The following is a 23,789-nucleotide window of genomic DNA, read 5'->3' on the forward strand; positions in this document are numbered from 1 at the left end:
TTCGGCGCAGTGGTCGACGGTGTCCCGGTAGACGGGTTCGGTCTGGTACAGGTCGTGACCCATGCCGACGTGCTGCGAACCCTGACCGGTGAACAAGAACACCACGTCCGGCGAGTCCGTCGAGGTGTGTCGCGTGGTCATGTGAGCGGACGAACGCTCACGCAGGGCGGTCGCGGCGTCGGCCGGGTCGGCGCTGGTGATCGTCAACGCCCGCCGGTGCGGGAACTCCCGACGCCCGATGGCCAAGGTGTGCGCGGTGTCCGCGAGGTCGGGCCGCTGCCGGTCCAGGTGATCGGCCAACCGGTCGGTGGCCTCCTCCAGGGCTTCCGGCGTCCTGGCCGAGAGAACCAGGGTGTGGGTCGAATGTCTACTGTGGACTCTTTGGCGAAGCGGCGCCTCCTCGACGATGACGTGCGCGTTGGTGCCGCCGAACCCGAACGCGCTGACACCCGCCCGACGCGTGCGCTGCGGGTCGCGAGGCCACGACGTCCGCTCGACCACGACGCGGAACGGGCCGCCGGCGAAGTCCACCTCGGGGTTCGGCGTTCGGTGGTTCAGCGTGGCCGGCAGCACCTCGTGGTGCAGCGCCAGCACGGTCTTGATCAGCCCGGCCATGCCCGCAGCCGCGTCCAGGTGCCCGACGTTCCCCTTGACCGAACCCAACAGGCACGAGCCGCGCTCCTGGTAGGCCAGGTTCAGCGCCCGCACCTCGATCGGGTCGCCGAGCGCGGTGCCCGTCCCGTGCGCCTCCACGTAGTCGATGTCCTCAGGCGACAACCCGGCGTCGGCCAGCGCCGCGCTGATCACCGCCGCCTGCCCGGTGGCGCTCGGCGCGGTGAACCCGACCTTGACCGCGCCGTCGTTGTTCACCGCCGAGCCGCGCACCACCGCGTAGACGGTGTCGCCGTCGGCCAGCGCGTCCTCCAGTCGCTTGAGCGCCACCACCCCGACGCCCGAGCCGAACACGGTGCCGCGTGCGTCCGCGTCGAACGGCCGCACATGCCCGTCCGGCGACACGAACGAACCCTCCAGGTGCCGGTAGCCGTCCTGCTGCTCCCGATCCAGGTACACGCCGCCGCTCAGCGCCATCTCGCACTCGCCGTCGCGCAGGCTCCGGCACGCCAGGTGCAGCGCCACCAGCGCCGTCGAGCACGCCGTGCGCAGCGACAGGCTCGGCCCGGTCAGGCCGAGCTTGTAGGACACCCTGGTCGCCAGGAACCCCAGCTCGTTGCCGAGCAGCACCTGCGTCCGGCCGACGGTGTCCACGAGCCGCTGGTGGGAGTGGACGTGGTGGGCGTAGTGGTTGGTGCCGCTGCCTCCGAACACCCCGACCCGGCCGGGGAACCGCGCCGGGTCGCACCCGGCGTGCTCCAGCGCGGACCACGCCGTCTCCAGGAACAGCCGCTGCTGCGGGTCGGTGATCTCGGCCTCGCGGGCGGTGTAGCCGAAAAACTCCGCGTCGAACCGCTCGATGCCGTCGAACTCGGGCGCCCACGCGACCACGCCGGGCGCGGCGTCGGCGACCGGCCGGATCGACTCGACGCCCGCGCCGAGGTTCGCCCAGTACCGGTCCGCGTCGGGCGCGCCGGGGAACCGGCAGGCCAGGCCGACGATCGCCACCGCCCCGCTCATCGGTCGTCCCGCAGTCCGCCGACCACGGCGGCCAGCGTCCGCACGGTCGGGCCTTCGTAGACGACGGTGAGCGGCACCGCCGCGCCCAGCTCGCCGCGCAACCGGTGCACCACCTTCAGGCCCAGCAGCGAGCTGCCTCCCAGGTCGAAGAAGTTGTCGTGCGCGCCGACCTCCGTCACACCCAGCACGTCCTGCCAGATGTCGGCGATCCGCCGCTCCACCGGCCCGTCCGGCGCGACGTACGGGTTGTGCAGCGCGGGCCGCTCGTGCCGGGTCGGTGCGGGCGCGGCGGCGGCGGGCGCGGCCCACAGCCGTTCCCGCGCGGTCAGGTCACCGGTCGAGACGGCCAGCTGCGGCCTCGGCACGATGGTCAGCAGCCGGTCGACCACCGACCGGCCCTCCTCCGCGGTCAGCGCCAGCTCGCCGACGGCCGACCCCGCGCCGTGCGCGGCCCGCTCCTCGTCGGTGAACAGCCACGCCTCCCAGTCGACGCTCATCCACGGCTCGCCGGGCCCGTGGTGGGCGTGGGCGAACGCGTCGAGCACCGCGTTGGCGGCCGCGTAGGCGGCGAACCCGAGCCCGCCGAGCAGGGCCGCCACCGACGAGCACAGCACGGCGGCCTTCAGGTCCTGGTCGGCCAGCGCCTCCCGCAGCACGTGCGGGCCGCGCACCTTGGGGTCGAAGTGCCAGGCCACCTCGGCGGCGCCGGTCTCGTCCACGGACCGGTGGGCGTCGCGGCCGGTGGTGCCCGCGCAGTGGAACAGCCCGTCGACGCGGCCGAACCGGTCGAGGACCTCGGCCTTGAGCCGGGCGACCGCGTCCGCGTCGGCCACGTCCACGGCCGACACCAGCACCTCGGCACCCAGCTCCCGCAGGTCCTGCACGGCGCGGGCGGTCTCCGGCGGGCCGTCCGCGCGCAGGCCGGACCGTCCGACGAGGACCAGGCGGACCCGCTCGCGTTCGGCCAGAGCACGGGCGATGAGCAGGCCGATCTTCCCCAGCCCGCCCGTGATCAGGTAGACGCCGCCCGGCACGACCACGGGCTCGGCGCCGGCCGGCGGCTCCTCCACGACGTACGTGGGCGCCCAGCGGCTGCGGCCGCGCAGGGCCACGGTGCGCTCGTCCCCGTCGTGGGCGAGCCCGTCGAGCAGGATGTCGAGCACGCCCCCGTCGAGCACGCCCCCGTCGGGCACGTCGTGGTGCACGCACGTCAACGACGGGTACTCCTGGCCGAGGACCCGGGCCAGCCCGCGCACGGCCGCCCTGGTCGGCGACAGCGGCTCGTCGCCCAGCACCGCGCACACGCCGGTCGTGACGACGTCCCAGCGCTGCGCCGTGGTCATCAGCTCGTGGTGGACGGCCTTGGCCCAGTGCAGCAGCGACCCGAAACCCCGGTCCACCTCCGCGTCCACGTCGTGCGCGCCCGGATCGCCGGTCGCCCAGCAGTGCACCACCCGGTCCGGCAGCGCCCCGGACGCCCGGAGCTCGTCGGCGAGCGCGGTCGCCGCCCGTTCGTCTCCGGGCACGAGCACGTGGTCGCCCGGACCCTCGGGCACCACGGTCCGGACGTCGGCTCCGCGGTCGCGCAGTGCGGCGGCCAGGTCGTGGCCGATCCCGCCACCGTCGGCGAACACCAGCCAGCGCGACCGGGCCCACCGCGACCGGTCGGCCGGCGGGGCCGGCGTCAGCCGCGTCCACGACGGGCTGTGGAACCAGTCGCCACCCGCCGTGCGGCGGTGCGCCGACGGCCCCGCCGCCGACGGCGTGCCGGGCTCCAACCAGAACCGCTTGCGCTCGAACGGGTAGGTGGGCAGCGGAACGCGCCGCACCGGCCCCGCCTCGAACGGCGCCCGCTTGCCCGCCAGCCACAGCCGGGCCGCCGCGTGCAGCAGCGCGGCCCGGTCGGTGCGGCCGGGCGCGGTGCCCGCCAGCGACGGCACCACCACCCGGTCGGTCGCGGCGGCGGCCGGGTGCTGGAGCACCGCGGACGTCAGCGTCGGCGACGGGCCGATCTCGACCACGACCACGTCGGGCACCGACCACAGCGCCGCCACGCCGTCGGCGAACCGCACCGGGCGGCGCAGGTGGCGCGCCCAGTACGCCGGGTCGGTGGCCTGCTCGTCGGTGATCCACGTGCCGGTGACGTTGGAGACGAACCGCGTGGTCGGCGGCTTCAGCGCCACCTCCGCCACCAGCCGCTCGTAGGGTTCGACGACCGGGTCCATCAACGGCGAGTGGAACGCGTGCCGGGACGCCAGCAGCCGGTACTGGTGCCCGGCGGCGGCCAGCCGCGCGCCGACCCGCTCGATGCCCGCGACGGTGCCGGACAGCACGCACGTGGCGGGCCCGTTCACCGCGGCCGGCGACACCTCGTCGTCCAGGAACTCCGCGACCGCGTCCTCGGCGAGCGCGACGGCCATCATCGCGCCCTCGTCACCCGCCTCGATCAGCCTCGCCCGGGCCACGACCAGCCGCAGCGCGTCCGGCAGGGTGAACACCCCGGCCAGGCAGGCGGCCACCGTCTCGCCGAGGCTGTGGCCGATCATCACGTCCGGCCGCACGCCCCACGACGCCCACAGCCCCGCCAGCGCGTACCCGAGGGCGAACGTCGCCGGGTAGCCGAGCAGCGGCCCGTCCAACGGGTGCTCCGCGCGGGGCGGCCCGCCGAACACGGAGGTCGGGGCGTCGGTCGACGGCGTGAACACCAGCGGCCGGATGTCCTGGTCGAGCAACGGCAGCAGCAGGTCGGCGCACTCGTCGAACGCGGCCCGGAAGGCCGGTTCGTCGGCGTGGAGGGACCGCGCCATCCCCGGGAACTGGGAGCCGAACCCGGTGAACACGAACGCGACCGGCCGGTCCGCCGCCTCGCCCGCGTGCCCGGTGAGCAGCCTGCCGTCGTCGCGCACCGCCAGGGCGTCGAGCGCGGCGTCACGGCTGGTGGCGACCAGCGCCCGGCGGTGCGGCAGCTCGCGGCGGCCCGCCCGCAGCGTGCCGGCCACGTCGGCGAGCGGGAGGTCGGGGTGGGCGCGCAGGTGCTCGTGCAACCGGTCGGTCAACGCGTCCAGGGCCGTCGCCGTCTTCGCCGAGAGGACCAGCAGCTCCTCCCGTTCGACGCCCTGCCGGGGCGGCCGGGGCGGCGCCTGCTCCAACACGACGTGGGCGTTCGTGCCGCCGAGCCCGAACGAGCTGACGCCCGCCCGTCGCGGCCCGGACCCGGGCCACGGCTGCGTCTCCGTCGCCATCGCGAACGGGCTGCCCGCCAACGCGATCCTCGGGTTGGGCTCGCTGAAGTGCAGGCTCGCGGGCACGACCCCGTGCTCGACCGCGAGCACCGCCTTGATCAGCCCGGCGACGCCGGCGGCCGAGTCCAGGTGGCCGATGTTGGTCTTGACCGACCCCAGCAGGCAGCTGCCCGCCTCGACCCCGGCGAACGCCGAGGTGAGCGCCGCGAACTCGATCGGGTCGCCCAGCGGCGTCGCCGTGCCGTGCAGCTCGACGTAGCCGACGGTCGCCGGGTCGACGTCGGCGGCGGCCAGCGCGGCGGTGATCACCGCCGCCTGGGTCGCCGCCGCGGGCGCGGTGAACCCCGCCCGGCGCGCCCCGTCGTTGTTGACCGCCGTGCCCTTGATCACCGCGTGGACGTGGTCGCCGTCGGCCTCGGCGTCCCGCAGCCGCTTGAGCACCACGACCCCGACCCCGTCACCGCCGACGGTGCCCTGGGCGCGCGCGTCGAACGTGCGGGTCAGGCCGTCGGGGGAGAGGATCCCGCCGGGCTGGTACCGGTAGCCGCGCAGCCTGTTGTGGTCCACCGCCACGCCACCGGCCAGCGCCATGTCGCACTGGAACGCCAGCAGCGCCTGGCACGCCTCCACGACGGCGACCAGCGACGTCGAGCACGCCGACTGGATGTTGACGCTCGGGCCCTCCATCCCGAGCTTGTAGGACACCCGGCCGCCGAGGAAGTCGGACCGGTTGCCGACCACGGTCTGCTTGTCCAGCACCAGTTCGGCGGCACCGGGCTGGGTGGCCACGTTCGCCAGCAGGTACGTGTTGTACCCGGCGCCCACGTACACGCCGACCGGGCCGGGGTACGCGCCCGGGGCGTGGCCCGCGCTCTCCATCGCCGACCACGCGCACTCCAGCAGCACCCGGTGCTGCGGGTCCATCAGCTCGGCCTCGCGCGGGGAGATCCCGAAGAACGCCGCGTCGAACCCGTCCGACCCGGCCACCGGGTAGCCGATCGGCACGTGCTCCGGCGCGTCGAGGTCGACCCCGCGTGCCGTCAGCTCGTCCGGGGTGAACGTGGTCGCCGCGCACGTGCCCGCGAGCAGGTTCGCCCACAGCCGCGCCACCGAATCGGCGCCGGGGAACCGGCCCGCCATGCCGATGATCGCGATGTCCAGGCTGTCGTCGGCCAGGTCGTCGGTCAAGTCAGTCATCGTGGTCCCGCCTCGCTCGCCGTTGCTGAACCCGCCGCCGCAGCAGGGCCGCCTGCTGCGGGGTGCGCGGCCGCTCCACCCCGGGGTCGGCCGCCGCACGGGCGGCGGACAGCAGCCGGGCCTGGTCGCGCACCGTGGTGTGCGCCAGCAGCTCCAGCAGGTCCACCTCGCGGGCGAGCGCCGAGCACAGCCGCTGCTGGAGGTCCACCAGCAGCAGCGAGTGCCCGCCGACGTCGAAGAAGTTCGCGTCCACCCCGACCTCGCCGACCCGCAGCACCTGCCGCCACGCCTCGGCGACCACCCGTTCCAGGTCGGTGGCGGGCACGGCCGCCGGCACGTCGGCCGGCGGGACGGGCAGCGCGGAGCGGTCGACCTTGCCGTGCGCGGACAGCGGCAGCCGGTCGAGCACCACCACCGTCCTCGGCACCATGTGCGGTGCGACCCGGTCGCGCAGGTGCGCCACCAGCTCGTCCGGCCGGACCGGGTCGGCGGCCTCGACGTACGACACGACCGCGCGGTCACCGGGCCGGTCCTCGCGCACCACCGTCACCGCCGCCCGCACGGCCGGGTGCTCGCGCAGCGCCGCCGTGATCTCGCCGGGCTCGACCCGGAACCCGCGCACCTTGACCTGGTCGTCACGCCGCCCGACGAACGCCACCGAGCCGTCGGCCAGCCGCCGCACGTGGTCACCCGTGCGGTAGGCCGCGCGGTCCCGGCCGAACGCCGCGTCGGTCAGCTCCGGCCGTTCGTGGTAGCCACGGGCGACCGTGGCACCGCGCACCACCAGTTCGCCCGTCACCCCGACCGGCACCGGCTGCCCGGCGCCGTCGACCACCTCGATCCGCACGCCGGGCAGCGGCTTGCCGATCGCGGCGACGTCCCACTCGGCGTCCGGGTGGTCGGCGACGGCCAGCGTCAGCACCCCGACCGTGGTCTCGGTGGGGCCGTAGTGGTTGTGCACCCGGCAGGGCGCGCCGGCCTGGAGTTCCCGCATCCAGCGCCAGTCGGCGGCCTCGCCGCCGATCACCAGCAGCTCGCGCGGCAGCAGTTCGGCGAAGCTCGGCGCGGCCTGCAACGCCTGGAGGTGCGACGGGGCGATCTTGAGCACGTCCACGCGGTGCTCGGTGGCCCACTCGGCCAGCTTCCGCGCGTCCAACGCCCGGTCCCGCGACAGCAGGTGCACCTCGCCACCCGTGCGCAGGGGCAGGAAGAACGAGGTGACGCTGGAGTCGACCGTCAACGGCTGCACCATCGCGTACCGCAGGGGCCGGTCGATGCCGAACCGGGCGAGCACACCGTCCACGTACGCCATCAGGTTGCGGTGCTCGACCACGACACCCTTGGGCTTGCCGGTCGAACCGGACGTGTAGAGGACGTACGCGGCGTGGCCGGGCAACGGATCCCCGGCGGGCGGGTGGTCGGCCGGCTGGGCGGACAGCTCGGCCCCGGCGGCGCCCAGGTCGAGCACGGCGGTCCCGGGCAGGTCCACCGGCCGTTCGGCGACGACGATCACCGCGCCGGAGTCGGCCACCATGTCGGCCCGGCGGTGCGGCGGGTCCTGCGGGTCGAGCGGGACGTACGCGCCGCCCGCCTTGAGCGCGGCCAGCACCGCGACCGCGAGGCCGAGGCCACGGTCCAGGCACAGACCCACCGCGACCTCGGGCCCCACTCCGGCGGCGCGCAGCAGGTGCGCGAGCCGGTTGGCGGCACGGTCCAGCTCGGCGTAGGTGAGGGCGCCGTCCTCCGCGCGCACCGCGACCGCGTCCGGGGTGCGCCGGGCGATCTCCTGGAACAGCACGGGGAAGGGCGCGGAGTCGGGGAGTTCCTCGCCGTCGGCGGCGGCGAACACGGCTTCCTCGTCCGCTGTCAGCAGGGGGAGCCCGGAGACCGGGCCGTCCGGGGCGCCCGCCGCGCCTGCCAGCAGGCGGAGCAGGTGGCCGGCGACGCGGGCCGCCGTGTCCGCGTCCGCCACGTCGGCCGCCATGACCACCGCGCCGGTCGCGTCGTCGTTCAGCGACAGCAGCAGATCGGTCGTGGTGGAGTCGACCGGGACCGGCAGCGGTGTGACGTCGACACCCGGCCACCCGAGCGTGGCCGCCGTGCGCCAGGTGAGCACCGGGAGGTCGGTCGACCCGGCGTGCTCGGCGGGGGAGCGCCGCACGTGGCGGACCACGTCGGCGAACGTCGTGGTCCCGTCGAAGGGGACGGTGACGGCAGCGGCGACCTCGGGGGAGTCGCCGTCCCGGATCGGGGCGACGAACGAGACCGCTCCACCGCCGTCGTAACGGTGCAGCAGCACGGCGAACAGCGCGAGCGCGACCGTGCGGTGGTCCGCGGAGGTGTGCGCCGCGACGGCACGCAACTGCTCCACCGGGAGCGCGACGGGTGCGGTGACCGCTGCGCCATCACGGTTTCCCGTGCGCGTCCGGTCCAGCGGCAACGTGGGCGGGAACGTCTCGGCGCGCTCGCTCGCGGCGATCCGGTCGCGCACGCCCGAGTACTCCGAAGCCAACGAGTGCACGATGGCGTCGGCCTTGTCCGCCGTGGTCGCGTCGAAGGCCAGCACCAACACGTGCTCGCCCGGGTTCACGCCGGCCAGAAGCACACCCAACGGTCCGGCAAGACCGGGGTCGAAAGTGTTGCGCGCCAGGGACTCGACGGCAGCGTCCAACCGGATGTCGGTGGCGTGGCGGAACAACTCGTCCGGGCGCACGGTCACGCCGTGCGTCGATGCGGCGGCGTGTGCCGCCGAGCGCAGCCGGTCGACGTCGACCCGGCCCGTCAAGCGGAAGGCGATCACGTAGCCGCCTTCGTGCAGAGGTAGCCGTTGTCCGTTTCGTCGGCGGTCTGCGTCCACAGAGACTCGGCGCTCATCGACGCGATCCCCCCAGAAATCTTTAAAAGTCTCCATTGGACACATCCCGGTACGTCTCCGGTGGACATATCGGTACCACGGGCCACGCCACGGCTCAAGACCTTGCAGTCGTTGTGCGACAAGGGCATCGACCGCGCGGGGATCGTTGGGTAGTCTGGTTGACGGGCCGTCGGCGATCGCGTCGCGGCAACGACATCCCCCGTGGAGGAACCTTGGAAGCGCTGCCGACGGTTCCGGACCGGGCCGCCACGTGGCTTCCCGTGGCAGGTGATCCCCGCACGGTCCCGGCCCTGCGCAACCCGGTCGAATTCCCGGTGCTGGAAGGGGTTTTCGACACCGTGGAGCGCTTCGCCGCGCAGGACCCGGACCGTCCCGCCGTGCTCTCCGGCGGGCCGCCCCTCGGCTACGGGGCGCTGGTCACGGCCGTCGGCGACGCCGTCGAACGCTTGCGCGCCAACGGTTGCCTGCCCGGCGCCGTGGTGGCGTGCAGCGGCCCGCGCTCGGCCACCACCCTCGTGCTGTTCCTGGCGATCGAACGGATGGGCGCCGTCTACCTGCCGGTCGACTCCAAGTGGCCGGACGCGCGCGTCGCCGACGTGCTCGACCGGGGCCGCTGCGCGCTGCTGGTGGACTACACCGACACCGAGTTCGTCGTGCGCACCCGTGACGCCGGCAGCCCGGGTCTCGCGGACCTGGCGCACGCCGATCCCCGCTACGTGATCTTCACCTCCGGCACGACCGGACGCCCCAAGGGCGCCGTCGTGGCGTGGCCGGGCATGGTGAACCACCTGTGGGCCAAGGTCGTCGACCTCGACCTGACCGAACGCGACTGCGTGGCGTTCACCGCCCCGCTCGTGTTCGACATCGCGATCTGGCAGATGCTGGCGCCCCTCCTGGTGGGTGGCAGCCTGCGCGTCGTCACCGACGTGGAGGTGCGCTTCCCCCGCCGCCTGCGCACGGTGCTCGCCGACTCCGGTGCCACCGTCGTCGAACTGGTGCCCACCGCCATCGGCCTGCTGCTGGACGAACTCGACCGCGGCCAGGCCGTCCCGGCGCTGCGCTGGCTCATCTCGACCGGCGAGGAGCTGAAGCCGGCGCTCGCCGAGCGCGCGATCACCGCGCTGCCCGAGGTCGGGCTGCTCAACGCCTACGGCCCCACCGAGTGCTCCGACGACGTGACGCACCACGTGGTCACCCTCGCCGACACCGGGCTGCCCCGACTCCCGGTCGGCCGGCCGATCGCGAACTGCGCGCTCTACTGCCTCGTCGCCACGGACGGCGGGTGGGCGCCCGCCGAGGCCGGGGTGACCGGCGAGATCTTCGTCGGCGGCGTGCCCGTCGGCCTGGGTTACGTCGGTGATCCGGAGGCGACCGCGGCGGCGTTCCACCGCGACCCGTTCGACCCGGCCTCGCCGACCGGCCGCCTCTACCGCACCGGGGACCTCGGCCGCGTTGTCGACGGCGTGGTCCACTACCACGGCCGCGCCGACCGGCAGGTCAAGCTCGACGGCGTGCGGATGGAGCTGGACGAGATCGAGTCCGTGCTGGGCAGGCACCCGGCCGTCGCCCAGTGCGCGGTGACCGTGGCCGACGGCGAACGGCGTCGGCTGACCGCGCACTACGTCGTCCGGACGCCGGTATCCGCCGAGGATCTGGAGTCCTACCTGCATTCCCGCCTCCCGCAGGCGTTGGTGCCGAAGCGCTGGGACGAGCGCGCGGAGCTCCCGCTCACCGGCAACGGCAAGGTCGACCACCGCGCGCTCGCCGCCGGGCAGGGGCAGGAGTCCTGATGTCCCTCGTGTCCGGGCCGCACGAACTGCTCGACACCGACGTGTACGTCGACCTCGCCGGCCCGTTCGGCAGGCGGCTGCTGCTGCGCTGCGAGGGCTTCAACTTCGGCGGCTCGGTGAAGATGCGCACCGCCGCCGCGCTCGTCGCGGCCGCCGAGCGCGACGGCGACCTGCGTGACGACACCGTGCTGGTCGAGTCGTCGTCGGGCAACCTGGGGGTCGCGCTCAGCGCGGTGGCCGCCGGTCGCGGCATCCCGTTCGTCTGCGTCACCGACACCCGCTGCAACCCGTCCACCGTCCGCGCGATGCGGGCCATGGGCGCCGAGGTCGAGGTGATCACCGAGCCCGACGAGGACGGCGGCCTGCTCGGCGCGCGCAAGCGGCGCGTGCGCAGCCTCTGCCGGGACAACCCGCACTACCTGTGGCTCAACCAGTACGAGAACCCGGCCAACTGGATCGCCCACTACGAGGGCACCGCGCCCGCCATCGGCAAGCGGTTCCCCGACCTGGACGTGCTGTTCGTCGGCGCGGGCACCGGCGGCACGCTGATGGGATGCGTCCGCTGGTTCCGCGACCGGGGCACGGCGGTCCGCGTGGTCGCGGTGGACGCCGTCGGCTCGGCCAACTTCGGCGGCCCGCCCGCGGCCCGTTTGATCCCCGGGCTCGGCGCACATCAGCAGGCCCCCGTGCTCGACGTGTCCGCCGTGCACGACGCCATCCACGTCAGCGAGGTCGACACCGTCCGCACCTGCCGGGCCCTGGCCGCGCACGGCTACCTCCTCGGCGGATCCACCGGCACGATCGTCAACGGCGCCCTGACGTGGCTCACCCGCAACGACCCCGAGCGCACCCTGACGTCCGTCGCCATCTCGCCGGACCTGGGCGACCGCTACCTCGACACCGTCTACGACGACGAGTGGGTGCTCGACCGCTTCGGACCCGCGGCCCTCGAACCCGTGCGGTGGTCGTAGTCGCGCGGAAAGCGCCGCGGCATCCCGTAGGCTGCGGAGAACGAGGGGAACCGGGGGAGCGGTATGGACGACGTGGTGTCCGTTGTGCCGTTGGCGCAACGACTGGGCAGGCCGATCCCACTCGCCCAGCTGGACGATCCGGGTGTGCGGGCCAACCTCGACGCCTTGACCGAGCAGGGCATCACCACCGTCCGGGTGTCCGAACAGGACACTGCCGAACTCGCCGCCGCCGTCACCCCGGCGGACGTGGACGTCGACGCCATCGTGGTGTGCACGGACACCCTGGAAGGCCGGACGCCGACCGACTGGCTGCTGGACTACCGCGCGCGGACCGGCCGTCACGACACCAGGGCGTTGTTCGTGGGCGGCTCGGCGTGCGCGAACCTGACCGCCGGCTGGGACCTGGCCTCGGCCCTCGTGCGCGCCGGAACGGCGAGGTCCGTGCTCGTGGTCACCGCGGACCGCGTGCCCTCCGGCACCCGGTTCCCGGCGATGAGCACGACGGTCTTCAGCGACGGTGCGGCGTCCTGCCTGGTCACGACCGAGCCGAGCGGTCCGGCGTTCGCCCTGCTGGGCACTGCGACCCGTTCGTGGCGACCGGACCCGGAGGCCAACGAGATGGCCCACGCCAGGGGAATCCTGACCACCACCCGCGCCACCGTCGCCGGGTTGACCCGGCCGGACGGGATCACCCACCTGCTCACCCCCAACTTCGGCAGCGCCACCCGGAACCTGCTGGCCATGGCCGCGTCGTTCCCGGTGCGGCGACTCGATCCCGGCGTCGCGGGCGACGTCGGGCACTGCTTCGCGGCGGACGCCCTGCTCAACCTCGACCACCTCGCGCGCAACCCCGGACCCGCCGACGGCGACACCGTCCTGGCGCTGATGTCCAGCGCCACCACCATGTCGGCGGCACTGCTGGGCTACCGGGCCTGACGTCACGACGCCCGTGAGCGCGTGGCGACCGCCTCGCGGACCAGCCGCACCAGGTCGCCCACGACCTCGGCGGAGAACACGTCGACCACGTCGAAGGTGATGTCGAACCGCTCCTGGAGGGCTCCCACCACCTGCAGCAGGGTGGCGGAGTCCGGGTGCAGGTCGGACATCGACTGCTCGGGCCGCACGTCCGCCACGCCCATTGCGTCCGCGATCACCTCAAGCGCCCCACTGCCCACGGCGTCGACCTCGTCGGCCATGTCCACCCTCCTCGGTGCATCACACGAAAACAAACGGAACGGAGCCCTGTGGAGCCCGCGTGATCCGACCTATGATCGGAATCGCTCATGGAGGAAAGGAGATCGGCTGTGCGCACGTCCCGAGGAGTCTGCTGCGGCTTCTGACCGCACCGGTGTCGGGCCCGTCGACCGGGCCCGACCCGTGGCCTTGACAGTCCATTCAGGACACCTTTCGGGGCTGTCGCAGCGAGACCGGCGGCTGCGCCACCCTTTCCAGCACGGCGCCCGTCCACGACGTGTACGAACCCCAGATCGCCAACGGACGGGCGGGCGCGTCCTCCGGAGGGTCGGCGAGCAGCCGTCGAAGGGCGAGGAAGATGTCCCCGGAGAAGCAGTGGCCCAGTTCCGGGGCGAACTCCGAGCGCAGCCGCGCCTTGGGGATCTCGCACGCCTTGTGCTGCAGCTCCATCACCGACGGGGCCAGGTTGTTGCCCAGGAAGTCGGTGATGTCGTCGGCCTCCGCGCCGGCGGCCTCGCGTGCGGCATCGGCCGTGGCGGTGATGGCGCGCAGTTGCTCGCGCAGCCGGAAACCCTTGCGCTCCGGGGGTTCGGGCAGTGACAGGTCCAGCCGGTTGGTCTGAGCGCAGCCGAGCAGCCGGTAGCCGTCCCCGAGGGGCTCCCGGCTGACGAGGCAGCTGGCCGCGGCGTCACTCGACACGGCCCGCCCGTTGCGGTGCACCCGGTCCTCGTCCGTGTGCACCAAGTCCGCCGTCACCACCAGCACGCTGCCGCCGGGGAACGTGTTCAGCAACGCGGACGCGATGGTCATGGCGTTGCCCGCGCCCGCGCACGCGTTGAGGCTGATGCCGAACAGCGGGAGCGGGGCCAGTCGCGGGTACTCCATGAGCATGCCCTCGAAGCCCTGGGAGATGTCCCAGTCGAACCGCCCGCCGGCGATGACGATCGCCTGGGGCCCGTGGCCTTCGGGCACCGTCCGCATGGTCTCCTCGATGGCCGTGGCGGCCAGCGACCAGACCGGTTCCCGCGTCCTGCGGATGGTCCGCAGACCCTGGGCGAGCAGCTTCTCCCGTTCGTCGTCGGTGAACCACGGCGCTGCCGCGATGTCGACGGCCTCGCCCAGGGCGTGCCCGAAGGACGTGAGGTGGACCGGTGGGTGCGACCGGTCGTGCAGCGTGACTGTCATCGGAGCCGATCACCTCTCCACTGGTGTGCGCGTGCCGGCGAGGTGGACGGTGCCCGCGGCGCCGTCCACGGTGACGATCTGGTCGTCGGCGAGCAGTTCGGTGCCCCGGCCGGTGTTGACGACGGCCGGGATTCCGTGCTCGCGGGCGATGATGGCCGGGTGCGACAGCAGCCCGCCCTTGTCGGTGACCAGCGCGCCGATGACCGGGAAGAGGACCGACCACACGGGTGAGGTGACCGAGCAGACGAGCACGTCACCGGGCCGCAGCCGGCCGAAGTCGCTCTCGTCCAGGACGATCCGGGCCGGGCCGGTGTAGGTGCCGCGCGAGGCGGCCACGCCGGTGATCGTGTCGGCCGCGCCGTCCGCGTCGCCCGCCGGGTCGCCGAACTGCCTGCTGTTGGCCCACAGGAACGCGTTGGTGACCAGCCGGGTGTGCCAAGGGATCGCGTCCATGCGCGGCGGCGGCTCCTCGCCCAGGATCGGCGGGCCGGGGTTGGCCAGTACCCAGGCGCGTTCACCCTTGGCGCGCAGCACTTCCGCCTGCCGCTTCGTCCGCCCGGTCAACGCGGCCGAAGCCTGCTCCGGTTCGAGGTGGAACACGTCGTCGCGCTCGTCGATCAACCCGCGCGCGGTCAGCCGAAGGCCCAGTTCGAGTGCCGCCCGCCGGGCGACGCCCAGCGGTGCGTGGATCGTGTAGAAGACGTTGTCCTCGCGCAACGGGTACGCGCGGGCGGCCCGTTCGAAGTCCTGGTCGAACCGTTCCAGGTCCTTCGGGTCGGTGAGCAGGGCACGCGCCTCCGCCAGCGTCTGCTCGCGTAACGCGGTCAGGCCCTCGGCGGTGGACACCGGCTCGTAGACCATCTCCAGCTGACGGGCGACCAGCGTGTCCAGCAGCTGCGGCAGCTCCTCCAGGTTGGGCTTGGCCACCTCGTGGCTCAGGCTCCGGCAGCCGTACCCGCGCAGGAACTCCGCGAACGACTTCCCGTACGCGGCGCTGTCCGGTTCGGCGGCGAGCGCGGCGAGTTCCCGCACCGGCTCGGTCGACATCGGCGACAGGCCGGACAGCAGTTCGAAGACCTTGCCGTCCGACCAGCCGAGCAGCTGCTCGCAGGTGCCGGACAGGCCGGCCAGCGAGACCGCGATCGCCCCGTGCAGGCTCAGGTGGCGTTCGATGCCCAGGGCGGTGAGCGCCACCGTGGCGTCGACGTGGGCGGCCAGCTCGGCGTCGGTCAGCGCGGCCAGGTCGACCTCGCGCAGCTCGCTGATCCGCCGTTGCAGATCGGCCCGCCACTCCCGGTGCCAGCGGTCCAGCAGTCTGCCCGCGAGGTCCGTGCCGACGGCCTTGGCGCTGCTGCGGGCCCGTCGGCGCAGCCTCGGCAGCACCTCGAACGCGAGCCGCAACGCGCGCGTCGGCAGCGCCAGCGTGCGTGGGCCGCCGGGCGGCACCAGGCGCAGGTACTCCCACCCGCCGAACTCGCGGATGTCGATCCCCTCGAAGTACGTGCCGAAGTCGGCGCACACCTGCCGCAGCACCGGCACCCGGCACTTCCACAACGCGCGGCTGTACGGCGTCCACGGGTAGGGGCCCAGGTGGCTGTCCTCCCGGAACCACGCGCCGGGCGGCGGGGCGGCCGGGGGCAGCGGCACGGGCGCGACGGCGGGCTCGGCCAGCCCGGTGATCCGGCGGGCCTGCAACAGCACCACCCCGTCCGCCGACAGCGCCCACTCGACGTCCTGCGGGGCGCCGCTCGTCCGCGCGACTCGTCTGGCCAGGTCGGCGACCTGCGCCGCCTGCTCGTCGGTGAGCACCTGCTTGTCGAGCGTGCGGGCGGGGGCGTCACCGGGGCGGGCGCGCCACTCCTCGGGCGAGACCGTCCCGCTGACCAGGCCGTCGGCCAGTCCGCGCACGGCTTCGATCACGACCGCGTCCCGTTCGCCGGTCACCGGGTCGGCGGTGAACGCGACACCCGCCGCGACCGCCGGCACCATCGGCTGCACCAGCACCGCCATCGGCCGTGCGGCGTCCCCGGCGCCCGCCGAGGCCCAGCACCGCCCGACCGCCTCCAGGGTGGCCTCGGCGTCGGTGACGTTGAGGACGGTCGTGTAGGCCCCGGCCCGGGACTCGGTGTCGAGGTCTTCGTCGACGCTGGAACTCCGCACGGCCAGCGACGCCGCGCCGAGTGTCGTGAGAGCCGCGCGCACGGCGTCCGCGACCTCGGGCGTCGGGATCCTCGATCCGCCCCGGGACACCTGGAACGCCTCGGTGGTGATCACGAAGCCGTCCGGCACCGGGAAACCCGCCCGTGCGAGGACGGCCAACCGCGCCGCCTTCTGCCCGGCGTCGCGCGGTTCGATCGAGTCGTGCAGCGTACTGACGTATTCGGTCATCGAGCCTCCGCCCCCAGATACGCCTGCCCCTACCCCGACCGCTCACCTGGGGTCCTCACCCCTGAGCCAGCGACAAGCGTTGGAGGACGATCCTACTGGGACCCTGCTTAGTGTCAACAGGTGTAGACGATATGACATGCCCGGCCGAGCGGGTCGTACGCACAATCGTTGACGCTGAAGAGTGTTTACTTCCACTGGTGTAGACCTATCGAGGTCTCCCGGCGGCCTATTTTCGGGAGCTCCGGTCGACGGTGTGTCGGCTTTCGGGGCCGATGTCAAGTCGCTTGGGGCGAATTGTCCGGATGCGATTGCGGCAACCCGATGTGCCGGCCTCTGTCCATCGGGCCTCTTAGTCCACAGTGGACTGTCCTGGCCGGGCGATCCCTGGATCGGTGCAGCCGGCGGAAGCGGATTGTCGGTGCCCGTCGGTACTCTTTCCGGTCACCGGGGGCACCCCCGGATCCGAGGTCGTGAAGGGGAGTCGCAGCGGACGGTCGGGGCGCCGTGTCCGGTGGTCGGGCGCGGCTTGGGCAGGGCGTGCGCGCCGCGCGGAGGCAGACCGATGAGCACCGACATCACGGGCGTGACCCTGCCCGCGCGCGACGGGCGGGACGTGCTGCTCGCCCGCACCCAGGCCGCCGCCCGCGACGGCTCCACCACACTGGGGACCGCGCTGGGCCGGTCCGCGCCGCACTTCCTGCCCACGTTCCTGGAGTTCGCCTACGCCGGGGCCGTGCCCGCCAAGGTGCTGTCCGCGCACGCCGCGACCTGGCCCACCGGCACCCGCCGCACGAGGCGTAAGAGCAGTTCCGCGCACTGCGCGTGCACCGGGTCCGGGCCGGTCCGGCCCCGCACGCGGGCATGCCCGAAGACCTCCGCCGGCCGGTGAAGGCGGCCAAGCTCGACCCACGCGCCGAGAACGACCGCGTCCTGCGCGCGTTCCTGGGCACCCCGTCGGTCGCGGGCACCGCAGCCAGCTTCTGGAAGTCCTACCGGAACGCGTTGGTCGCCCTCGACTCGACCGACGACACGGTCCGGCTGCGCCTGCTAGAGACCGTGCCCACCGCACCATCCACATTGGACCTTTGGCTGGGCGTGCTGTCGGCCTGCGGCGCGTGACAGCGCTCGCCACCGACTTCCGACGTGAAGAACCTCTCAGCGAGCGCACGCTCGACACGCTGCGCCACGCCGTGCGGACGGCCGGGGCCGATGCCGATGTCGTGGTGGTGAGCCTGCACTCCCACGCCCGGCGGAAGGACCCCCGCACACCACCCGAGTTCCTGGTCCGCACCTGCCGGGACGTGGTCGACTCGGGTGCCCACGTCGTCGTGGTGCACGGTCCGCACGTCATGCGTCCGATCGAGTTCTACCGCGGTGGGCTGATCTGCTACGGCCTCGGCAGCCTGGTCCTCCGACCGGATGATGCCGCGCAGCCCGCCGAGGCCTACACGACGCGCGGGTTGCGCCCGGGGGACGGACAGGGGCTCACCGAACACCGACTGCGGGAACTGGCGGCCAGCGGTGAGGACTGCACCGCGCTGGTGGTGGAAGTGACCGTCGAGGACGGCACTGCGCGACGCGTCGAACTCCACCCCGCGCTGCTGGACACGGACCCGCGCTCACCGTCGGTGGGCCTCCCGGCACCGGTCGCACCGGCCGGGATGGCCGCGGCCAAGTCGACGTTGGGGATGCTCGGTGCGGAGTTGACCGACCTCCCGCGCGGAATCCTCGCCGCCCTCGGGAGAATCAGCGCTTCGTCGCGCGGATGACGTAGGTGCGGGACCGAACCTCGAACTCACCGTCCGGATCCCGCAGCCCGCGGATCAGAGCGGACCGGACCGATGACAATCTCTTCTCCCGTTCCGCGTCGTCCAGCACGAGGAACCGGGAATGCGTCGCGATCGTGCTCATGAGCGAGTCGACCGTGTGCGGCCGGGGGTTCGCGAAGGACCGGTGCGACTCGTCTGTGAACAGGCCGGTCGGGAAGAACCCCCGCCAGTCGAACTCCTCGTCGGTGCCGTCGGTGCCGCCCAGCCGCTCGATCCACCGGAGTTCGTCGGAGTTCCACAGCCCCGCGACGACCCCGCCGGGCCGCAGCACCCGGGAGATCTCCGGATACGCCCGGTCCGGGTCCACCCAGTGCAGCACCTGTCCGGCGAGCACGACGTCGACGCTCCCGTCCGGCAGTGGGATGTCCTCCGCCGATCCCGCCACCGCGTCGGCGGTCGGAACCTCGGACGCCAATTCGGCCAGCATCGCCGAATCCGGCTCCACCGCGATCGCCTCGTGCCCGGCGGCGACCACCGCCGCGGTGAGCTTCCCCGTTCCCGCGCCGAGGTCGAGCACCCTCGCCCCGCTGCCGCGACCCACCGCCCACAAGACCGCCTCGGGCGGATACCCGGGCCGGTACCTCGCGTACTCCCGGGCGACCGAGCCGAAAACCAACCGCGAATCCGCCGCACACATAGGAGCGAGAGTGGTACCCCGCAGCAGGGCGGTCAACTGTCCTGGCGACAGGCGCTATTCGACGGTCGCCGTCCGGCGCGCCGTCACCGCTGCGGCCAGCAGCACGACCGAGAACAACGCGTAAGAAGCCAGCAGGCCGTCGGAGCTGTCGGTTGAGCTGAGGGCACCGCCGATCGCCCGTCCCAGCAGTTGCCCCGTGCACTCGGCCGTGATGACCGCGGTCGCCAGCTCCGCCGCGCTGAAGCCGCTCGTGCCCGCGGTGGTGGCCCTGATGTACAAGCCTGGGTACGCCAGTCCGATGCCGATTCCGCCGACCGCCCACGCGACGACCGTGACGGGGAACGGCACGGAGACGACCAGCGCCGCGGCCAGCACGGCCGTCGCGACGCCGGCCAGGCCCAGGCCGATGGTGGGGAAGCGGTGCTTGTTGCGTTCGGCGGTGAACCGGGAGGCTAGGAGGCTCGTCACCCCCCAGCCCAGCGGGGCGGCGCTCAGGACGATCGTGGCCTGCCCGAGGCTTATCTGCAGTCCGGAGGTCAACAGCACGGTGATCAGGCTGTCCGCGCCGAAGTAGCCGACCGCGAACAGCACCATCGTGCCGAGGGCTGCGGGGGTGCCGGGCCTGAAGCGCGCTGTCCCCTCGGGCAGGATCGAGAGCATCCCCACCAGTGAGACCGCCGCGCCGATGATCGCGAGCGGCCACCACCCCGTGCTCAGCACCACGACCGCGGCTCCCAGCGGGATCAGCAGCGTCCGCGCCAGCGGGCGGTGCTCGGAGTCGTCGGGCGGGTCGTCGCGGACGGAACGCACCACGAGCAGGCGTCCGAACAGGACGAACGGCACCGGGACGAGCAACGTCCAGCGCCACCCCATCAGGTGCTCCAGGCCCAGCGTCGCGGCCGGACCGATGAGGGCGGGCAGGATCCACATCGCCGACGACGCCGCCACCACCCGGATGCGCAGCCGCTCATCGAGGTGGCGGATCGCGGAACTGATGCCGAACACCGCCAGCAAGCCGCTGGCAAGCCCGTTCGCGAACTGCCCCAAGGCGAACATCCATGCCGTCTGCGCGGTGGCGGCCAGCACGAGCCCGCCGATGTAGGCGAGTATCCCCGTGCCCAGGGTGCCCTTGGTGCCCAGCAGGCGGAGCACCCGGCTCGCCAGCGGCAGCGCCACGAACAACCCCAGCGTCGACCCGGCGATCAGCAGCGCCAGGCTGTTCCGCGCGTCCAGATCGGCGGAGACGACCGGCAACAGCGTGGAGGCGACGAAACTGGTCACCGCAGCCGCGAACTCCAGCGAAACGATTCCCACCGCGAGAACCACGGTTCCCGCCCGCTGGTTCACTTGGCTACCAGTCATACCCGCATGCTAAGCACACCGCTGGTCGTCCGCCACCGAACCCTATTGCTGCCCGGACGGGCGACATGAACTCGCCGGCGACGAACCGCCATTCGGGTGCCGTCGACGCCGCGCGTGGCAAGGTGTTTCCCTGTCGACCTGTACTCACCCGGGCCGCAATCCGGTCGAACAACACCCGAGGACCGTCCACCTTCGGCATCGTCCGATGTGAGTGGCTCGGCTGCCGAGGGCGTGGAGGTCTGCCCGTGCAGCCGGGTAAGCGGCGGGCATCTTCCGACTCCGGTTCGAAGACATCCGAATGGAGCAGTCGGCCTCGCAACGGGAGGGTGTGGAAGTAACGCTCAGGCCATATCGGAGTTCGGAATAGGCCAATCGACGGGCGGCCGAGAGCGTCCGATGAACTTCGCCGCCTCCGCGTCCGCCGGTACAGGTGATCTCGCGCCCCATGGCGCCGAGCGACCGTTCGGCGTGTGTTTTGGCTCGCCGACGCCACCAACCACCCTACGGGTTGATCGATGACGAAGTGGCCTGAGTTCCCCAGGCGGGTACTTACCCGCGCTACACCGACCGGGCCGAACATCGCCGTACCGGAGCTGTCCGTCGACCTGGAGGTTGCGGGGACGACGGTGCTGGTGTCGGCGATCAGCGGGGCCGGTGGTATCGGCAAGACGTGGCCGGCGCTGGCGTGGGCGCACCGCAACCTGTACCGGTTTCCCGACGGGCAGCTGTTCGTGGACTTGCGGGGGATTCAGCTCGCCCAGGATTAGAATGTGGTCGAGGAGTTCGCGTCGGAGGGTGCCGATGACCCGTTCGCAGTGGGCGTTCATCCGGGGCGCCTGTGGCGCGGTGGTGATGACGCGTAGATCATTGGACTGGAAGACGGCGTCGAACGCCTGGCCGTACTTGCCGTCACGGTCGCGTGGTAGGAATCGGAGCGACTCCGTCCGGTGTCCGAGGCCGGCGGCGAGGTCCCTGGCCTGTTGCGTGGTCCATGCCTGGGTCGGGTGGGCCGTGACGCCGGTGATGTGCGGGCGACGGGTGCCGTGTTCAGGGAACGCGAGCGCGTACAGACGTGTGTCGAGCACTGTATCGAGGTGAAGGAAGTCCGCCGCGATGATGCCCTGGGCTTGGGCGGTGAGGAACTCCCGCCAGGTTGGGCCGGTGCGGCGGGGTGCCGGATCGATGCCCGCGTCGTGCAGGATCCGCCAGACGGTCGAGTGGGCGATGCGATGGCCGAGGCGGGCCAGTTCGCCCTGTATTCGGCGGTGGCCCCAGCGGGGGTTCTCCTTGGCGAGGCGCAGCACGAGTGACTTGGTGGCGGCTCGTATCGGTGGGCGACCGGTGTGTCGACGCGCGGAGTAGTCCCACTTGCGGGCCACGAGTCTGCGGTGCCAGGTGAGCAGGGTGCCCGGCGTGACCGGGAAGACCTCCCGCCACCGCCGACGATCCACCAGCGCGGCGAGGGCGGCGAACCAGAGCCGATCGGCGGGTTCGTAGCGGACCGGACCCGCAAGCTGCCGGCGCAGGACCGCGTTCTCGTGCCGCAGCACGAGCAGTTCGGCGTCCTTCACCATCTCGCTGCGCAGCAGCATCGACGGCACGGACAGCAGCTTCCGGGTGACCTTGTACAGCAGGGACACGATCACCTGGACATACTGTCAAGACGGTGAAGCCCTCGATCTACCAGCGACGATGACTTTTCGAGCGGCACATGTCGGAGCGGCGCTCAAGGATGCCAAGACGGAGAGCCTGCTCAAGGTCTACCAGGGCCTTGACCTGCAAGCTCGCTACAAAGACAAAGCCCACGCGGCTGATGTCGTGATCAAGCCGGTGGGCTATGTGAATAGTGCTCGTGTCCGAGAGGGCTTGTTGAACCCCAAAATGTGGGCTTCAGCCCATCCCGGACACCGCCACGGTGCCGCATAAGTCAAGCATAGCAACAACTTCCACTGACTGTCCAGGTGGGCCGGAGCCCACAGCGCGAAGCTTCTTCACAGCTCATCTGTTCTCCTGTAACGGTTCTAGTCTGATGTCAGGATTCAGATCTTCAGGCACCGAGAAGCATTACCGGGACCGTTGGCGTAGCTCGGTTAGTGAGTGGATCTCGCTCAGGTCGCCCCGTAGTGCCGGCGAGGCGCCCCTGTCCTCCGCTACTGAAACGAACAACCGTGTCGTTGCTGTCGTGATCGGTGATTACGAGCCCGCTGTCGGAGCGATTCTCATGCCGTGCCTAACCGCCGCTGATCAAGAGTGTGACCTGGTCCGTCACCGGGTAGTGTGTAGCGGCGTGTCCGGTCGCCGTCGTGAGCTGTTTACCCCTGTGGTCCCGCCCGAGCGGTTGCACCCGCTGTTTGCCAACCTCGCGCGGGAACCTCGCTATCAGGGAGCGCGGGCGCTGATGACGGAGGTGTTCGCCAGCCTCGTTGACGTTGACAACAGCTTCGTCCGGGAGTTCCAGACAGGCGGGTTCGACGCTCGCGTGTTCGAGCTGGCGCTGTTCGCCTACCTGCGGGAACAGCGACTGGAGTTGGACCGTGGCCACGCCTCGCCGGACTTCCTGCTGGGTGGCCGTGCGCCGGTGGCCATCGAAGTGACCACCACCAATCCCGCCCAGGGCGCGCCCCCGCAACCTGCCGCGCAGACGCTGGCCGACCTGAAGGCCGGTGGGGATGCCTTCGTGCACCAGATTGGCAAGGCCCTGCGCCGCAAATTCACCCACCAGGTCCACGGCGGCCACTACTGGGACTTGCCCCACCTGCAGCAGGTGCCCTTCGTCGTCGCCGTCGGCGCGTTCCACGCGCCCCTTGCCCAGGCCTATCCGATGGGGCTGGTTGGGCAGTATCTTTACGGCACTCGCGACTTGGCAGAGCACGACGATGACGGCAGGCTGACCCTGACCCACCAGGCCATCACCGAGCACCGGGCCGGCGGGAAGCCGATTGCCAGTGGCCTGTTCCGCCAACCCGAGGCCGAGCACCTGTCGGGAGTGCTGTTCAGCAACAACCACACCGCCATGATGTTCAACCGCATCGGGGCCGAGCGTGGACTGGCGGCCCAGGACACGCTCATGATCCGGAAGGGATACCGCCTCAATCCGGATCCGAACGCCTCCCGGCCCTTGCCGTTCGGCTATCTCGTCAGGTCCGATGTCCCGCCTGAGATCCCCGAACGCTTCAGTGACGGGCTGCACCTGTTCCTCAACCCGTGGGCGCGCCTTCCGCTAGACCCAGCGGCGCTGCCCGAAGTCACCGTCCACGAACTGCGACAGGACGGCGCCATCGAGTCGACCTGTCCTCCAGGGCTGCATCCTCTCCAGTCCCAGACGCGCGTGCTGGTGGGTGAGGAAGCGCGCACGGCTTTGGCGGAGGCGCGTGCTGCCCTCGCGCGTACTCAGAGCTGGTCTCACGTGGTGGTTTTGGTGAGCTGTTTGAAGCAGATGAGGGTGGCGGCGAGGGTGGCGAAGGCGCAGTAGTTGTCGGCGTGGCGT

Annotated in this window: 15 protein-coding genes and 1 pseudogene; 7 read left to right on the forward strand and 9 right to left on the reverse strand. The window is 72.3% G+C overall.

Annotated elements, in window-relative coordinates; all coding sequences use genetic code 11:
- The 3 genes from FHS29_RS35980 to FHS29_RS35990 all read right to left on the reverse strand — a co-directional run.
- On the reverse strand, nucleotides 1-1,632 hold a 1,632-nt coding region (locus FHS29_RS35980), incomplete at its 3' end, for a type I polyketide synthase (RefSeq protein WP_184699173.1).
- Nucleotides 1,629-6,071 carry a type I polyketide synthase gene (locus tag FHS29_RS35985; protein ID WP_184699175.1) on the reverse strand — a complete coding sequence of 1,481 codons (4,443 nt, stop codon included), beginning with the start codon at nucleotides 6,069-6,071 and terminating at the stop codon, nucleotides 1,629-1,631. The genes FHS29_RS35985 and FHS29_RS35980, both read right to left, overlap by 4 nt.
- The gene (locus FHS29_RS35990; RefSeq protein WP_184699177.1) at nucleotides 6,064-8,871 is read right to left on the reverse strand and encodes a non-ribosomal peptide synthetase; all 2,808 of its coding nucleotides are present in this window, start codon (nucleotides 8,869-8,871) and stop codon (nucleotides 6,064-6,066) included. Before FHS29_RS35990 ends, FHS29_RS35985 begins: the two co-directional genes overlap by 8 nt.
- 335 nt (nucleotides 8,872-9,206) lie before the next feature.
- Between FHS29_RS35990 and FHS29_RS35995 the strand changes: the two genes are divergently transcribed.
- The 3 genes from FHS29_RS35995 to FHS29_RS36005 all read left to right on the forward strand — a co-directional run bounded on the left by FHS29_RS35995 (nucleotide 9,207) and on the right by FHS29_RS36005 (nucleotide 12,643).
- Nucleotides 9,207-10,736 carry an amino acid adenylation domain-containing protein gene (locus tag FHS29_RS35995; RefSeq protein ID WP_221457328.1) on the forward strand — a complete coding sequence of 510 codons (1,530 nt, stop codon included), beginning with the start codon at nucleotides 9,207-9,209 and terminating at the stop codon, nucleotides 10,734-10,736.
- On the forward strand, nucleotides 10,736-11,707 hold the full coding sequence (gene sbnA, locus FHS29_RS36000; protein ID WP_184699179.1) for a 2,3-diaminopropionate biosynthesis protein SbnA: 972 nt from the start codon (nucleotides 10,736-10,738) through the stop codon (nucleotides 11,705-11,707). The genes FHS29_RS35995 and sbnA overlap by 1 nt, the downstream gene beginning before the upstream one ends.
- Nucleotides 11,708-11,770: 63 nt before the next feature.
- Nucleotides 11,771-12,643: a beta-ketoacyl-[acyl-carrier-protein] synthase family protein gene (locus FHS29_RS36005; RefSeq protein WP_184699181.1), complete on the forward strand. Its 873-nt coding sequence runs from the start codon at nucleotides 11,771-11,773 to the stop codon at nucleotides 12,641-12,643.
- A 2-nt stretch (nucleotides 12,644-12,645) separates the two neighbouring features.
- Here the strand turns inward: FHS29_RS36005 and FHS29_RS36010 are convergent, their stop codons facing one another.
- From FHS29_RS36010 to FHS29_RS36020, 3 genes are all read right to left on the reverse strand, one after another.
- Nucleotides 12,646-12,903: an acyl carrier protein gene (locus FHS29_RS36010; protein WP_184699183.1), complete on the reverse strand. Its 258-nt coding sequence runs from the start codon at nucleotides 12,901-12,903 to the stop codon at nucleotides 12,646-12,648.
- Between the two features lie 199 nt (nucleotides 12,904-13,102).
- Nucleotides 13,103-14,086 carry a beta-ketoacyl-[acyl-carrier-protein] synthase family protein gene (locus FHS29_RS36015; RefSeq protein ID WP_184699185.1) on the reverse strand — a complete coding sequence of 328 codons (984 nt, stop codon included), beginning with the start codon at nucleotides 14,084-14,086 and terminating at the stop codon, nucleotides 13,103-13,105.
- 9 nt (nucleotides 14,087-14,095) lie between these two features.
- Complete coding sequence (locus FHS29_RS36020; RefSeq protein ID WP_184699187.1) at nucleotides 14,096-16,474, reverse strand: PEP/pyruvate-binding domain-containing protein; 2,379 nt, start codon at nucleotides 16,472-16,474, stop codon at nucleotides 14,096-14,098.
- Nucleotides 16,475-17,036: 562 nt separating this feature from the next.
- On the opposite strand from FHS29_RS36020, the gene FHS29_RS36025 reads away from it, so the two are divergent.
- From FHS29_RS36025 to FHS29_RS36035, 3 genes are read left to right on the forward strand one after another with little or no spacing between them, the layout of a single operon-like run.
- A complete protein-coding gene (locus FHS29_RS36025; protein WP_184699189.1) occupies nucleotides 17,037-17,363 on the forward strand; it encodes a hypothetical protein in 327 nt (108 codons plus the stop codon).
- Entirely contained in the window at nucleotides 17,336-17,593 is a 258-nt protein-coding gene (locus tag FHS29_RS36030) for a hypothetical protein (protein WP_184699191.1), read from the forward strand. Before FHS29_RS36025 ends, FHS29_RS36030 begins: the two co-directional genes overlap by 28 nt.
- Nucleotides 17,590-18,243, forward strand: coding sequence for a CapA family protein (locus FHS29_RS36035; protein ID WP_184699193.1), 654 nt, complete (start codon nucleotides 17,590-17,592; stop codon nucleotides 18,241-18,243). Before FHS29_RS36030 ends, FHS29_RS36035 begins: the two co-directional genes overlap by 4 nt.
- Here FHS29_RS36035 and FHS29_RS36040 read toward each other — a convergent pair.
- From FHS29_RS36040 to FHS29_RS37470, 3 genes and pseudogenes are all read right to left on the reverse strand, one after another.
- Nucleotides 18,221-18,919, reverse strand: a complete 699-nt coding sequence (locus FHS29_RS36040; protein ID WP_184699195.1) for a class I SAM-dependent methyltransferase — start codon at nucleotides 18,917-18,919, stop codon at nucleotides 18,221-18,223. The genes FHS29_RS36035 and FHS29_RS36040 overlap by 23 nt on opposite strands.
- 75 nt (nucleotides 18,920-18,994) lie before the next feature.
- The gene (locus FHS29_RS36045) at nucleotides 18,995-20,254 is read right to left on the reverse strand and encodes an MFS transporter (RefSeq protein WP_312865264.1); all 1,260 of its coding nucleotides are present in this window, start codon (nucleotides 20,252-20,254) and stop codon (nucleotides 18,995-18,997) included.
- Between the two features lie 1,223 nt (nucleotides 20,255-21,477).
- Nucleotides 21,478-21,894, reverse strand: a pseudogene (locus FHS29_RS37470) (helix-turn-helix domain-containing protein); the annotation flags it as partial.
- Between the two features lie 806 nt (nucleotides 21,895-22,700).
- Here FHS29_RS37470 and FHS29_RS36055 point away from each other — a divergent pair.
- A complete protein-coding gene (locus FHS29_RS36055; RefSeq protein ID WP_184699201.1) occupies nucleotides 22,701-23,774 on the forward strand; it encodes a hypothetical protein in 1,074 nt (357 codons plus the stop codon).
- The last annotated feature ends 15 nt before the right edge of the window (nucleotides 23,775-23,789 follow it).

The sequence above is a fragment of the Saccharothrix tamanrassetensis genome, from assembly GCF_014203665.1.
Lineage (GTDB): Bacteria > Actinomycetota > Actinomycetes > Mycobacteriales > Pseudonocardiaceae > Actinosynnema > Actinosynnema tamanrassetense.